Here is a 14,554-nt window from a genome sequence, read left to right on the forward strand (position 1 = left end):
AAAAAATGGGGATGCTTAAAAATGTTCAGGGCAAGGCGCATTGCCGAAGACAGTACGACTAGTACGGCAAGGCAATGCAACGCCGCCATGGACTTTTTTAAGCGTTCCCTCAGTCTTTGCGGCCGGCTTTCCAGTTGAGGCCAAAATTGTATCGCTCGTCCATGGCCTGGTGCGCCGTGATTTTACCTTGGCCGCCGAAGTATTCCACCAATTTTGTCACCTGCAGGTTGCCGCCGTGGTTTTCCAGCATGGCGATGGCGCACATGGCGTGCGGGCTGTCTGTGTCGAGGCGTACTTCCACGGTCGGCTGGCCGGGAATTTCGATCGTCACGACGCCATCCGTGGCGGCCCAGTTCGGCACGCCTTCGTAGATGAACGCGTACACGAGCACGCGCTTGATCTGGTCGAAATGGGTGCCGTTGATGAAGATGTTTTCGCCGCTGCTGACGCTGCCCGTGCGGTCGTCGCCTTCCAGGTGGATGTACGGTGGCCTGTCATACGCGCCCCAGCTGTTGCCCAGCGCCTGCACGGCGCTCTTGGCGCCATTGCTCATTTCGAACAGGCAGCCGATGTCGAGGTCGATGCCGCCCGAACGGCCGGCCGGCTTGTTGAACAGCTTGCCGAGGAAGCCCGTGTCCAGTTTCGAGGCGGGCGCCTGGCCTTGCGACGCGTTCTGGTTCCAGTTCAGGTTGACGCGGATGCGTCCATAGCCGCCGCTGTCGCGCTTGTCGAGCGAAATCTTGTCGCCGCGCTTTTCCAGGCGGATCTTCGACAGCGAGATTTTATTCGCCGCTGGCGGTGCCGCTGGCGCAGGCACGGGGGCCGGCGCCGGAGAGGATTGCGCTGCCTCGCTGCCGCCGAAGTGCTTCAGCAGCGCCGCCAGGCCGCCCGCGAAACCCTGGCCCACGGCGCCGAAGCGCCAGCTGCCGTCGCGGCGATACAGTTCGCCGATGATGACGGCTTTCTCATCCTGGAAGTCATTGCCCGTGAAGGCGAACGTGGCGGCCTGGCCCAGCGCCATGCTGGAGTTGCCCAGCGCGCGCATGCTGCCCTGTTCCGTCGCGGCCGTGAAGACCAGCTTGTCGATCGAGGCGGGCAGGCGGGAAAGGTCGACCTGGAAGGTGGAGCGGGGACCGTTCAATTCCACCGTGACGGCGTTGTCCGGCGCGCTTTTCTGGTTGTAGAACACCATGTAGCGGTCGTCCGACAGCTTGCCGGCCGCATCGACGCCGAAGCAGCTGACGTCCACTTCCATCGAGCCCGAAACGATATCGAGCGTGACGGCAAACGGGCCGTTCAAGCCCAGGTCAGCCAGTTTGCCTTTTTGTCCGCGTGTGAAATTGGTCATGGTCGTGCAATCCCTTCGTCGCTTGAGAGTTGAGTCAATGAGATAGTCGGCACGTGCGCGGCGGCGTTGTCGGCCGCATGGCGGATGCCGAACAGGCGCGCCTGCTCGATGATGCGCAGGGCCCAGCTGCTGTGCGTGGCCACTTCGCACATCGATTCCTGCATGCGGAACACGGCCGGGCTGTCCGGGTCGATGATGCGCAGCGCCAGTTCGATGTCCGACTGCGCCACCTGGTAGTGGCGCTCGATCTGCGGCACCTGGTCCGGATGGATGGCCGTCTTGGCGATCATGCCGTGCGCCATGTCCTGCGCCACTTCGGCATCGAGCCAGCTGCCCTGCGACAGGTGCTCGAAGACGGGCGCCGTCAGCTGGAAGCCGTGCGGCTTGAAGATCGTCACCAGGCGGCCGATGACCTGGCCCAGCGGCGTTTGATAGATGGTGCCGCTGGTGGGGCGGCGCAGGCCCAGCAGGGCCAATAAATCGTTGCCGCCGATGCGCAGGGCCAGGATGCGGCGCCGCACTTCCGGCGCCGACAGGAGGAGGCGGAACTGCTTCATTTCCTCGTCGTCGAACACTTCCGCCGTTTCCAGGGTCGGCATCAAGAGGTGATGCGTGTGGCGCACGAGGTCGAAATACATGGCGAAATTGTGGCGCGTGGATTTCGGCAGCACGAAGCCGCTCAATTTGTCGGCGCCCGGCATGGCCAGCACGCGCGCCAGCACCTCGAGATTGCGCACGCGCACGAAGCGCAAGGTGTCCGATTCGTCGGCCATGTTTTGCAGCGCCAGCGACAGGTTGAACAATGCGTAACTGAGGTCGCGTTCGGCGATGGCGTCTTCGGTGCAAAGGATGACCGAGCGCAAATGGCTGAATTTGTCGCCATTGGCGATCGCCAGCAAGTCCTTGTGCGTGGTCGGCACATACATGGAGGCACCCAGCGCCGCTTTATGCTCGCTTTGCGGGTGTAGGGAGTTGTTATCCATCGACTGCGCTCCTGATAAGGGCGACCGCCTGGTAAGGCAGCGCCGGTTCTACTGTGACGGGTATGGCTTTTTCCTGCGCCAGAAGCAGCAAATGTGCCACGTCCGGCGCATTCGTGTCGCGCACGATCAGGCGCTCGGGCACGCGGCGCAGCAGCACGCGCGTCGCTTCGCCGATGCCTGGCTTGATCAGGTTGATGTCGCTGATGCCGTATTGCTGCTGCGCGGCGGCCATGTAGGCTTGCGAGCGGGCCGCCATGGCTGGCGCATCGCTCGCTTCGGCCAGCGGGATACCGCTGCTGGCGGCAATCGCCATGGCGTCGGCCACCAGGCCGTCGGCGAAAGCGCGCGACTGGTCGTGCTGTTCGAACTGCGCGTAATACACGCAGCCGTGGAAGTCGTCCGGACCGATGGCATCATTCAATACGGAGCGGCTGACCAGGCCCGAGACGGTGGCATTCAAGATGCTCGACGGGATCAGGTAGTCGCCCGACGAGGCGGCGCAGGCGGCCGTGCCGGCCAGGTCGGACAACACGAACAGGCCGCCGTCGATGGCCGTGCCATTGGCCGCGTTGAAATCGTGGACCGTCTGGCGCAGCTCGCGCGAAATCACGCCCTTGCCCGTCCAGCCGTCGACGAAGACGATGGAGTCGGCCGCATGGCCCTGCGCCAGGATGTGCTGCAGGGCGTTCGCGTCGATGCCGCGGTCGCGGATGATGGAGACGGAATAATGGCTGCACTTGCGCTGGAAGACCTGGCGCAGCAAGTGCCCGAGGATGACGCCCACGGGCGTGCCGGCGCGCGCCAGCGACACGAGCGTGATGGGGCCAGTGCGGCGCGCCGCGATCAGGGCGGCCAGGCGCAGGCAGTCGCGCGCCATCTGCAGGCGGTTGGCGGCAAATGCGCTCTGGAACAGGGCCAGGTAGGCGGGCGAGGGCAGGGACTCCGGCGACAGCATCTCGCTGTAGTGGCGCTGGCCCGACTGGATCAAGCGCTCTTTTTCGGCCAGGTCGAGGATGGGTTCGAGCGCCATCGGCGTCAACAGAAACTCCACGTCTTCCTGGCGGTAGCTGCCGCTGAAATGCTGCGTGCTGTCGCTCATAGCGCCGCCACCGTGAGTGCCGCCAGCTGGGTGCCGTTGGGGATGATGGCGTAGTCGCAGGCGGCCATGAAGCGGGCGTCCGAACGGCTGTCGCCCATGCCGAAGCTGACGATGGGGCCGTGTTCGGCTTCCAGTTCCGCGCGCAGGTAGGCCACGGCGCGCGCCTTGTTCAAGGTTTTCGGCAGCACGGCCAGGTTGTTGCCGTTGCGGTGGATGAAGTAGTCGGCGCCTTCGCCGGCGATCCACTGCTGCAGCACCTGCTCTTCGATGTCGGCCAGGCGTTCGCCGCGCGCTTCATGGTCCTTGACGACGATGTAGAACGGCGTGTTGTAGTCCTCGATCAGGCGCGCGCGCGAAGGCATGCCCGTCCTGGCCTGGAAATCGTCGATGATGCGCATGGCGTCCCGCAGGCCTGGCAAGGCCGTCTGCATGTCGTCCTGCATCAGGGACAGCCAGCCCGCATCGAGCGCGCCGCCCGGCTGCAGCACGATGCCGCCGTAATCGAGCACGCTGTAGCTGGTAAACGGCAGGTCGACGCGGCGGAATGCATCGCCATTTCTCGCCGTAGCGGGGATCAATGTCATGCCGCCCTGCGCGAATTCAAAGAAGGCGCGCTGGCGCGCCGTCGTAAACGAGCAGGCGTCGCCATTTTTCAGATAGGCGGCCGCTTGCAAATCGGTCTCGCCAGGGCATTTTTTCGGGGTCTGGAACAGTGTGTCGTCCAGATCAACAAACAGGAATTTCTTCAATTTTGGTCTCTGACTGAAAGTGGAACAGGCGGCCGTTCAATTGGCCGGCGAGTTGCATGAGGGCGGGGCTGGCCGGGGTTTCATGGCAGATGAACACGTGCTGGTACTGGCCAGGCGCCACGTTGTACAGGTAATTGGCGATGCCTTCGCCGTAATTGTCGTCGCAGTGGACGATATGGCCGACGGAGCCCCACGACAAAATGGGCGAGCGCGTGGTCGACTGCACCACGACGTTCTTGCCCAGCGCTTCGAGTTCGCGCGCCAGCAAAAACGACGGGTGCATGAATTCGCCCGTGCCCAGCACCAGCACGGAATCGCCGGCGCCGATTTCCTGCGCCAGCTGCACGGCCAGGCCTTGCGGCGGATTCAAGGCGCGTCCCACGCCGATGCGCCCGAACGCGGGGCTGGCACCCCGTTCTTCGTTCGCCTCGAAGCGCTGCGCGCTGGCCGCCACGGGAGCGGGCGCGGCGCCGGCCTGGAAGGCGTAGTGGCCGGACAGCGCCGCGCCGATGGTCGTGGGCAGGCCAAAACGCTCACTCAAGCCCGCGTTGGCGGCCTGGCCCATGAAGTTGGTGATCACGCCCAGGTGCAGCTTTTCCAGTTGCGGATAGCGCGCGCGGCACACTTGCACCAGGTTGGCGAAGGTGTTGCCGGTCGACGCTTCATCGTCGATCAGCACCAGGCTGCGGGCCGTGGAAAACAGGGCGCTGGCCGCGTCCGACAAATGCAAAAACTGGCGCGGCGCGTGGCTGTGCGATTCCTCGAATTCGAAGAAGGGCACCGTGCCCACGCGGTAGCGCGAACTGTGCAAAAACAGCGCTTTTCCATTCGGGTTGGCGCGCAGCCAGGCCTCGAACACGCCCTGGCCCAGGCCGACGGCCGTTTCCGCCATGGCGATGAAGACGACGGGGCCGGGCAGGCTGGGGGGAATCTGCGCGGCCAGGTCGTCGTGGATGGCTTGCATGGCGCGCGGCGTGACGGGCCAGTGCTTGCCCAGCACCTTCGAGAGGAACAAAAAGCCCCGCTTGGCGTTGGCGCGCGCGGCAAAGCCGATCAGCCAGTCCAGCGGAAAGCGCGCCTCGTCCACTTTCAGGGTCAGCTCGCCCGTGGGCATTTGCTGCTTGACGAGGTTCATGGCAGCTCCACGGCATAGGCGGCTTCGCCCACGCGCATGCCATCGCGGATGGCGGGCGCGGTGAGCTTGTCGAAACCCTGGTCGAAGCCGGCCAGCGCCAGGTAGGGCAGGTTGGGGCCGGCCGCGCAGGCCATGCCGATGCCGCCCGACATGCGCGGGTTGATTTCCAGCAGCGCCAGGCCGTTCGCCCCTTCGCGGAACTGGATGTTGAACACGCCATTGAGCCGGTAGTCGCGCGCCAGTTTGTCGCAGGCCGCCAGCAGGTCGTCGCGCAGTTCGATCAGCTGGCCGCTGCCGCCTCCATGCAGCTTCTTGCGCGGCACGGCGCAAATGAGCTTGCCCTGGTCGGCGACGCAGTCGGCGCTGTATTCGTGGCCGTCGAGGTATTCCATCAGCAGCAGGGTTTTAAATGTACCCATCTGCGCCAGGCCGGCGCGCAGCTCCTGCGCATTGATCTGGTAGGCGGCGCCGGCCAGCAGCAGCTGGGCGCTGGTGCGTTCTTCATCGAGTATGGCAAAGCCCAGGGCATACACGGATTCGGACGGCTTGATGCACAGCTTGCGGTGCAGCGGGCGCAGCTCGGCGTAGGCGGCGTCGTATTCTTCAATGGTGGTGACGGCGCGGTAGTCGGCCGGGCGCGCCATGGGCAGGTCGAGGCCCTCGCAGAAGCGCGCCTTGTCATGCATCAGGGTCAGGGTGTCTTCGCTGGCCACGCTGAGCACGCGCGTGCCGATGGCGGCGAAGCGCGCGCTGGCGCTGCCGATCAGGCCCGCTTCCTTGCCGGGCCAGAAAATCGTGATGCCCCGGTCGCGGCAAAATTCCAGGCACCACTCGACATAGTTGTGTCCCGTCAGGCCCGACGGTTCGACCGCGTATTCGTGCGCCGACAAAAAGGCGGCCGCATGGGCGTTCGTATTGCTGCATACGATGTGATAGCGGGGCGCGCCACTGGTCGCGGCGCTATCGGCTTCGCGGATCAGGCGCATGGCCGTGCCGACCGAGGAAAATGTTTTGTTGAACCAGACTCTTTGCATGTACGGGGACCGGGTGGAAATAGGAGAAGCCGCGCGCAGGTGCGCGCGCGGGCAGTGTAGCCAGAAAAACTTAACATGGCCTTAGAAAAACGCCAGCCCAAACCTGCTGCGCGTCGTGGACGCGGCCTGCGATGCTCACTGTGCCTCCGCACAGTTGCGCTTCTCGGCCACGTCCCCATCCGCTCGCGACGGTTTTGGCGGGCGTTTGGGAATCAGCCGGCCTTGCCGCTGGCCGTCCACTTGAGGAAGGCGTCGCGGTTGCGCGAGCAGATGAACACCTTGCCCGAGCCGGAAAAGCGCAGCACGATGCCTTCACCGCTGGTCACGCTGTTGACGATATTGCCGAGGAAGCCGCCGATGCCGCCGCCGCTGGCACCGCCGCCCGTGGTCACGGAAATTTCGTATTTCAGGCTGTTGTCCCAGCACACGACGTGGGAATTGTCGATCACGACGTCCTTGCCCGGCTCGACGTCGAGCTGGAACATGGAGCCGAAGCCCGACACCACCACTTGTCCCGTGCCGGCCGTCTCCATGACGAAGAAGCCGCCCGACTGCGCGAACAGTGCGTTGCCGATGCTTTGCGTGCGCACTTTCATTTCCGTGCCCGAGGTGGCGGCGACAAAGGCGCCGTCGTTGAGCAGGTACTGGCGCGCGCCCACGTCGACCACTTCGATGGCGCCCGGCAGGGTGGGCGAGAGCAGGCAGTCGCCGCTGCCGCGCACCGCTTCGATGTGCTGCTGGAAGAATGATTCGCCGTTGGCGAAGCGGCGCATGATGGCGCTGCCCAGGCCGCCCGTCATCTTGCCCTTCAAATCGAGCGCCGTTTCCATCATCACCATCGCATCCGATTCGCAATAGATGGTTTCGCCCTGCTTCATGCTGACGTGGAGGAAGGGATCGACGTCGCCCGTGACACTAAATACTGGCATGATAAATCTCCAAAAAAAAGCCGCCTGATCTGTGCAGGCGGCAGTAATGATATGACAAAAGTGCAATTCACCCCGGAAAACCGTCGCGCGCACGTTCCATGCGCGGCGCAGCAGGTTTAATGAGCGTAAATTTAAGCGTTGACGCCGAACGAGCGGGCGAGGGGACCGAGGCCGCCGTTGAAGCCCTGGCCGATGGCCTTGAACTTCCATTCGCCGTTGTAGCGGTAGATTTCGCCAAAGATCATCGCCGTTTCCGTCGAGCTGTCTTCGGACAGGTCGTAGCGGGCGATTTCTTTTTCGCCTTCCGCGTTCAGGCAGCGGATGAAGGCTTTCGAGACCATGCCGAAGTTCTGGCGGCGCGCGTCGGCGTCGTGGATGGTGACGGTGATGCTGATGCGGTCGATGTCGTTTGGTACGCGGGTCAGGTCGATTTCGATGCGCTCATCGTCGCCTTCGCCTTCGCCGGTCGTGTTGTCGCCCGTGTGCACGACGGAACCGTCGGTCGACTTCAGGTTGTTGTAGAAGATAAAGTCAGAGTCGCCACGGACTTTACCGTCGTTTTTCAGGAGGAAAGCACTGCCGTCAAGGTCGAAGGTGGCGCCGTCCGTCGAACGAGGATCCCAGCCGAGGCCGACGATGATCTTCTTCAGGTTCGGTGCTTCCTTGCTCAGGTTGACGTTGCCGCCTTTTTGCAAACTGATTGCCATGTGGTGCTCCTTAAATAATTAAACTTGATCATGCCTTCATGGGATGAGCGCAAGGCGCTCGTGCCATCACTCTCTCAATTGGGGGCGGAACCCCCGATTTCAAGCTTGTGCCGCGTGCCGTTTGCGGTAACGCAAGGACGACCACAGCGAGACCAGGATGAAGGCCACGCCCGACAGGCCCGTGAACCACTCCGGAATATGGTACTTGACGGACGCCAGCATGATCAAGGCCAGGATGCCGATCGCATAGTGGGCGCCGTGCTCGAGGTAGACGAATTCGTCCAGGGTGCCCTTGTGCACCAGGTACACTGTCATCGAGCGCACGAACATGGCACCGATGGCCAGGCCCAGCATGATGATGACGACGTCGTTGGTGATGGCGAACGCGCCGATCACGCCGTCAAAGCTGAACGAGGCGTCCAGCACTTCCAGGTACAGGAAGCCGCCGATGCTGCCGCGCGCCACCGTTTTTACCAGGTCGCCATTGCCGCTTTTGGCGGGCGCGGCGCCTTCTTCATCATCATCCTGCAAGTCCGGCTCGCCTTCTTCCAGCAAGCCGCTGATCCAGTTCACGCCGATGTAGACGGCGATGCCGACGATGCCCGACGCGAGCACGCTGTATTTTGCTTCCGCGGGGCCCATCGCCACGCAGGCGGCCACGGCGCCCATGGTGATCAGGACGGCCAGGCTTTCCGTGCCCAGCGCGTTGACTTTTTCCTCTGCCCAGCCCAGCCAGTGCAATTCCTTCTCGTCGTCGAACAGGAAGTTCAGGAACACCAGCAGCAGGAAGGCGCCGCCGAAGGCCGCCACTTGCGCATGGTTATCCGTCAGGTGCTTGGCATACACGTCCGGCGTCGTGGTGGCCATGGTCCACACGTCGACCAGGCCCAGGCCCGTGGCGACGGAAACGATGACGAGCGGGAACAGCAGCCGCATGCCGAAAACGGCCACGAGGATACCGACCGTGAGGAACAGTTTTTGCCAGAATTCATTCCAGTGGCGCAAGACGGATGCATTCACCACGGCATTGTCGAACGACAGCGACACTTCCATGACGCCCAGCACGCCCGTGATCCACAGCGCATTGATCAGGCCGGGCATGCCGCCATGGCTGTAACCCCACCAGCCCGACACCGCCATCAGGATAAAAGTGACTAAAAAGGAAATTCTGAAATGCCGCATGAGTACCCCGTTGCAAGTGAAAGACGTTTGATTATCCGCGCCGCTGTGCGCGCCGCGCTCAGTGTTGATATACGTCAATTGTTGTATATGCCATGATTTTATATTAGTTGCCGCCCGGGGCGGCGTTTTATAGACCGGCGACAGACAGTTCTGCTGGCGCGGACGATCTGCGATAATTGCGGCGCGCCCATCCGGCTGCCGCAGTCTCTTGCACACTCTCGACATATATAGAAGAAGGAATACCCCGTGGATATCGCTTACCTCGTCACGCCCCTGATCACCTGGATCCTGGTCGGACCGATCAAATTCCTGATCAACAGTGTCCGCACGCGGCAATGGGCGTTCGGCCTGGTCGGCAATGGCGGCTTTCCCAGCAACCATAGCGCCGTCGTGTCCAGCATGGCCACCCTGATCGCCTTGCGCGAAGGCATAGGCCATCCCGCCTTCGGCGTGGCCGTGACCCTGGCCTTCATCGTCATCATCGACGCCAACAGCCTGCGCCAGCACGTGGGCAAGCAGGCGGCCGCCATCAACCGCCTGGCGGGGGAAGCGGCCAGCCCCGCGCACAAGACCTTGCGCGAGCGCATGGGCCATACCCTGGTGGAAATCGCCGGCGGCCTGTGCACGGGCGTGGCCATCGGTTTCCTGATCAATTACGTGTTTGCCCGCTAAGCACTCGTTTCCTCTAGTCAAAACCCCGCTTCAAGGCGGGGTTTTGCGTTTCAGGGCGCAAAAACTACGTTTCATCCACTGATTAAAGCATTACAGGAAACGGCCGATTGACATGGCCGGATGCGCTCATGGATACTTTGGCGCTTGTGGTTTTAATAAAAATATATGCCTGCCATCGCCTGCAGTCCTATCCGGGCCGCCGGGACGGTCGCGGCGCTATCTATCCGGAGAATTACCCATGTTGCGCAAAACCCTGTTTGTTCTGGCAATTGCTTCTGCCTTGGCCGCCTGTGGCAAAGAGTCCAAAGATCCCGGCAAGGGCGGCAAGGATGGCAAGGAACAGGCGGGCGCTAGCGTCAATCTGCTGGTGTCCCCGGAAGACTTGCTGACCATCCAGAGCAATGCGCTGGCATCGGGCCCCGTCATCACCGGCTCCGTGCAGCCCGAGCGCAACGCGGACTTGCGCGCCGAAGTGTCGGCCGTGGTGATCCAGGTGATGAAGGAAAACGGCGAAATCGTCAAACGGGGCGACGTGCTGGTGCGCCTGGACGAAACGGCCATCCGCGACAGCCTCAATTCGGCCGAGGAAGCCAGCCGCGCCTCGAGCCAGGTGCTGGAGCAGTCCGAACGCATGTTCCAGCGCATGAAAACCCTGCGCGCCTCGGGCATGACGTCGACGCAGGCGCTGGAAGACGCGGAAATCCGCCGCAACAATGCGCAAAGCGATTTGTCCGCCGCGAAGAGCCGCGCCGCCCAGGCGCGCCAGCAGCTGCAGCGCACCCTCGTGCGCGCGCCGTTCGACGGCATCGTGAGCGAGCGCAAGGTATCGAATGGCGATACGGCGCAAATCGGCAAGGAATTGATCAAGGTCATCGATCCGACCAGCATGCGCCTGGAGGGCCTGGTGTCGGCCGACAAGATCGGCGTCGTCAAGGTGGGCCAGCCTGTGCTGTTCCGCATCAATGGCTATCCCGGCCAGGATTTCGCGGGCAAGGTGCGCCGCGTCGATCCTGCCGCCAACGCCGTCACGCGCCAGGTGGCCGTGCTCGTCGATTTCAATGACAAGCAACAGCCGCGCGTGGCCGGCCTGTACGCGGAAGGCCGTATAGAGACGGAAACCGTCAGCGCGCTGATGATCCCCGATTCGGCCCTGGTGAAGGCGGGCGACGTCACGTACACGTGGAAAGTCAAGGACAAGGCCTTGCATAAAACTAACTTGCGCATCGGCGCGCGCGACGTGCGCACGGGCCAGTGGGAAGTGCAAAGCGGCCTGGCCAGCGGCGACACCGTGCTGCGCACGCCCGGTTCGACCTTCAAGGATGGGCAGAAAGTGGAATTGACGGCAGCCAAGGCCGTACCGGCAGCCGCCATGGCCAGCAGCAGCGCCGCCGTTGCCGGTAAAGGAAACTAAGCCATGTTCCTTTCCGATTTCAGTATCAAGCGGCCCACCGCCACCATCGTCCTGATCCTGGCGATGATGTGCGTCGGCTTGCTGGCGCTCAAGAAACTGCGCGTCAACCAGAATCCGGACGTCGAAGTGCCGTTCATCGTCGTCAGCATTCCTTACCCTGGCGCATCGCCCGACACGGTCGAGCGCGAAGTGGTGAACCGCCTGGAAAAGTCGCTGCAAAGCATTTCCGGCGTGACCGAGGTCAACAGCGACTCGAATGAGGGTGCGGCCAGCATCTTCCTGAAGTTCTCCTTCAATACGAATTTGATCGAGGCGTCCGACAATATCCGCAATGCGATTGCCGCCGTGCGCTACAAGTTGCCGACGGAAATGCGCGAGCCCATCCTGCAGCGCATCGACCCGGCTGCCGAGCCGATCATGCAGCTGGCGCTGTCGTCGAACTCGCAAAGCCATGCGGAAATTTCGCGCCTGGCCGAAGACGTGCTGTCGGACCGCTTCCGCACTGTCGATGGCGTGGCGCTGGTCAACGTGGGCGGCTCGCTCAAGCGCGAACTGTCCGTGCTGCTGCGGGCGGAGAAACTGCGTGAATACAATGTGTCCGTCAGCGACGTCGTCACCGCCCTGCGCAACCAGAACACGAATGCCCCCGTCGGCAAGGTGCGCGGCACCCTGGACGAGAAAAGCATCCGCCTCGTGGGCCGCATCGAGTCGCCAAGCGACTTCGAGAAAGTGGTGATCAAGCGCCGCGGCGAGGAAATCGTGCGCCTGGCCCAAGTGGCCACCATCGAGGACGGCTTTGCCGAAGTCAACAGCCTGAGCATGCGCAGCGGCAAGCCCAACGTGGGCATTTCGATTACCCGCGTGCGCGACGCGTCCACCGTCAGCGTGGCCAACAAGATCCGCGACATGGTGGCGGACATCAACAAGACTTTGCCGAAAGGCACCTTGTTGCAAGTGACGCGCGATGGCGGCGAAAACGCCCAGCATAGCTTGAACAATGTGATCGAATCGCTGGTCCTGGGCGCCGTGCTGACGATTTTCGTCGTCTACGCCTTCCTGAACTCGTGGCGTTCGACCCTGATCACGGCGCTGAGCCTGCCCACGTCCGTGATTGCCGCCTTCATCGCCGTGTGGCTGTGCGGCTTTACCCTGAACTTCATGACCCTGCTGGGCCTGTCGCTGGCCATCGGCGTGCTGATCGATGACGCCATCGTCGTGCGTGAAAACATCGTGCGCCACATGCAGATGGGCAAGGACCGCCGCACGGCCGCGCTGGAAGGTACGGCCGAGATCGGCATGGCCGTGGCCGCCACGACCTTCTCGATCATCGCCGTCTTCATTCCCGTGGCCTTCATGCCGGGGATCTCGGGCGAATGGTTCCGTCCGTTCGCCCTGACGGTGACGTGCTCGGTGCTCGTCAGCCTGGGCATTTCGTTTACGCTCGACCCGATGCTGTCGGCCTACTGGGGCGACCCGGTGGAAGAGCACTCGGCGCCGAAAAAGGGCATCGGCCGCGTGCTCGATAAATTCAACCACTGGTTCGACCATCAGGCCGACCGCTATGGCCGCGTGATCGCCTGGGCCCTGCACCACCGCCGCTGGATGGCCTTCATCGCCGTCATCAGCCTGGCGGGCGCCATCGCCCTGCACATCACGCATGGCGGCACGAGTTTCTTGCCGGCATCCGATTCGGGCAATCTGATGATCAATGTGCGCACGCCATCGTCGAGCAGCATCGAGTATTCGCGTCTGAAACTGGAAGCGGCGGCCGTGCTGGCGCGCACCTTGCCTGAAACCAAGGATACCAACAGCTCCATCAATGCGGGCGGCGGCCGCGTGTATGTCGACATCGGCAAGCGCAACACGCGCAAGCGTTCGGCCAAGGAAATCGCCGTCGAGCTGCGCGAGAAGATGTCGCGCCTGGTGGGCGCCGAATACGTGGTGCAGGATGACTTGAGCAACGGTTCGCAAAAGCCGATCCAGGTGGAATTCACGGGCCCGGATTCGCGTAAACTCATGGAAATTACCAACGCCTACATGGACAAGCTGCGCGCCATTCCCGGCGCCGTTGACGTGGGCTTGTCGGAGCAGGACCCGAAGAACGAGCTGCAGATCGAGCTCAACCGCGGTCTGGCCAACTCGATGGGCATTTCCGTCAACGATGCGGCGCAATCGTTGCGCGTGGCCTTTGCCGGCGTGGAAGTGGGCGACTGGGTCGATCCGACGGGCGAAACGCGCGACGTGGCCGTGCGCCTGCATCCCGACGACCGCGTGGCATCGGAAAACATCGAGCGCCTGCCGATCAGCGTGACGGGCACCTCGCAAATGGTGCCGCTGGACCAGATCGCCACCATTACCATGGGCAAGGGCCCGTCCGGCATCGAGCACAAGAATGGCAAGCGCACGATCACCGTGTCGGCCAATGCGCAGGGCCGTTCGAATGGCGAAGTGACGAGCGACGCCATGAAGCTGGCCAACTCCATCGACTTCCCGCCCGGCTACGGCCTGGCGCTGGGCGGCGCTGGCCAGGACCAGCAGGAGCTGTTCACGGAAATGCTGATCGCGCTGGTGATGGGTATCGGCCTGATGTATTTGATCCTGGTGATGCAGTTCGGTTCCTTCACGGCGCCGGTGGCCGTGATGATGTCCTTGCCGCTCAGTCTGATCGGCGTGGTGGTGGCGCTGGTGATCACGAACAACACCCTCAACCTGATGAGCTTTATCGGCATCATCATGCTGATGGGCCTGGTCGCCAAGAACGCCATCCTGCTGCTCGACGCGGCGCGCAAGCGCGAGGAAGAGGGCCATGGCCGCGAAGATGCGCTGATGTATGCGGGCCGCATGCGTCTGCGCCCCATCCTGATGACGACGTTCGCGCTGATCGCCGGTATGTTCCCCGTGGCGCTGGGCCTGGGCGAGGGTGGCGAGTTCTACCGTCCATTGGCGATCGCCATCATCGGCGGCACCATCACTTCGACGATTCTGACCCTGCTGGTCGTGCCGACCTTCTATGACAGCATCGAAATCGCCCGCGATGGCGCCGTGGCCAAGTTCCACCGCCGCGCCGCGCGCATGCCCGTGGTCGTGGCCATGATATTGACCCTGATCGAATGCGTGCTGACCCTGCTGATGGTGCGCTTCGTCTACCGCATGCTGAAGAAGGCCGTGCTGTTCCTGATGGGACGCCGCGCGCCGAAAGCGGCGTCGGTCAGCCTGCAAAAGTAAGTCAGGCAGCCTCGGCTGCGCAATCCTTGTGCCAGGTCAAAGAGCCTTCTTCGGAAGGCTCTTTTTACGTCTGGTGCTCT

General features: G+C 63.0%; 12 protein-coding genes. 3 read left to right on the top strand and 9 right to left on the bottom strand.

Annotated elements, in window-relative coordinates:
* Positions 1-109: 109 nt before the first annotated feature.
* The 9 genes from AC1Q6X_RS25640 to AC1Q6X_RS25680 form a co-directional block, all read right to left on the bottom strand.
* Positions 110-1,348: a TerD family protein gene (locus AC1Q6X_RS25640; RefSeq protein WP_492498800.1), complete on the bottom strand. Its 1,239-nt coding sequence runs from the start codon at positions 1,346-1,348 to the stop codon at positions 110-112.
* Positions 1,345-2,331, bottom strand: coding sequence for an HpcH/HpaI aldolase/citrate lyase family protein (locus AC1Q6X_RS25645; RefSeq protein ID WP_492498801.1), 987 nt, complete (start codon positions 2,329-2,331; stop codon positions 1,345-1,347). Before AC1Q6X_RS25645 ends, AC1Q6X_RS25640 begins: the two co-directional genes overlap by 4 nt.
* Positions 2,324-3,430: a cysteine protease StiP family protein gene (locus AC1Q6X_RS25650; protein WP_492498802.1), complete on the bottom strand. Its 1,107-nt coding sequence runs from the start codon at positions 3,428-3,430 to the stop codon at positions 2,324-2,326. The genes AC1Q6X_RS25645 and AC1Q6X_RS25650 overlap by 8 nt, the downstream gene beginning before the upstream one ends.
* A complete protein-coding gene (locus AC1Q6X_RS25655; RefSeq protein ID WP_230505837.1) occupies positions 3,427-4,179 on the bottom strand; it encodes an HAD family hydrolase in 753 nt (250 codons plus the stop codon). The genes AC1Q6X_RS25650 and AC1Q6X_RS25655 overlap by 4 nt, the downstream gene beginning before the upstream one ends.
* Positions 4,157-5,314 (bottom strand): phosphoribosyltransferase domain-containing protein, encoded by a 1,158-nt coding sequence (locus tag AC1Q6X_RS25660; protein ID WP_230505838.1) that lies wholly within the window; start codon positions 5,312-5,314, stop codon positions 4,157-4,159. Before AC1Q6X_RS25660 ends, AC1Q6X_RS25655 begins: the two co-directional genes overlap by 23 nt.
* Positions 5,311-6,348 carry an ATP-grasp domain-containing protein gene (locus tag AC1Q6X_RS25665; protein ID WP_230505839.1) on the bottom strand — a complete coding sequence of 346 codons (1,038 nt, stop codon included), beginning with the start codon at positions 6,346-6,348 and terminating at the stop codon, positions 5,311-5,313. The genes AC1Q6X_RS25660 and AC1Q6X_RS25665 overlap by 4 nt, the downstream gene beginning before the upstream one ends.
* A 212-nt stretch (positions 6,349-6,560) precedes the next feature.
* Positions 6,561-7,277 carry a TIGR00266 family protein gene (locus AC1Q6X_RS25670; RefSeq protein WP_035826041.1) on the bottom strand — a complete coding sequence of 239 codons (717 nt, stop codon included), beginning with the start codon at positions 7,275-7,277 and terminating at the stop codon, positions 6,561-6,563.
* A gap of 131 nt (positions 7,278-7,408) precedes the next feature.
* Positions 7,409-7,984: a TerD family protein gene (locus AC1Q6X_RS25675; protein WP_492498803.1), complete on the bottom strand. Its 576-nt coding sequence runs from the start codon at positions 7,982-7,984 to the stop codon at positions 7,409-7,411.
* Between the two features lie 99 nt (positions 7,985-8,083).
* Positions 8,084-9,166 carry a DUF475 domain-containing protein gene (locus AC1Q6X_RS25680; protein WP_492498804.1) on the bottom strand — a complete coding sequence of 361 codons (1,083 nt, stop codon included), beginning with the start codon at positions 9,164-9,166 and terminating at the stop codon, positions 8,084-8,086.
* Between the two features lie 246 nt (positions 9,167-9,412).
* Here AC1Q6X_RS25680 and AC1Q6X_RS25685 point away from each other — a divergent pair, with 246 nt between their 5' ends.
* From AC1Q6X_RS25685 to AC1Q6X_RS25695, 3 genes are all read left to right on the top strand, one after another.
* Entirely contained in the window at positions 9,413-9,838 is a 426-nt protein-coding gene (locus AC1Q6X_RS25685; protein ID WP_070224702.1) for a divergent PAP2 family protein, read from the top strand.
* A gap of 238 nt (positions 9,839-10,076) precedes the next feature.
* Entirely contained in the window at positions 10,077-11,249 is a 1,173-nt protein-coding gene (locus AC1Q6X_RS25690) for an efflux RND transporter periplasmic adaptor subunit (protein WP_409026908.1), read from the top strand.
* A gap of 3 nt (positions 11,250-11,252) precedes the next feature.
* On the top strand, positions 11,253-14,474 hold the full coding sequence (locus AC1Q6X_RS25695) for an efflux RND transporter permease subunit (protein ID WP_070224700.1): 3,222 nt from the start codon (positions 11,253-11,255) through the stop codon (positions 14,472-14,474).
* Positions 14,475-14,554: the final 80 nt, after the last annotated feature.

The organism is Janthinobacterium sp. GW823-FHT06H09 (genome assembly GCF_058794735.1).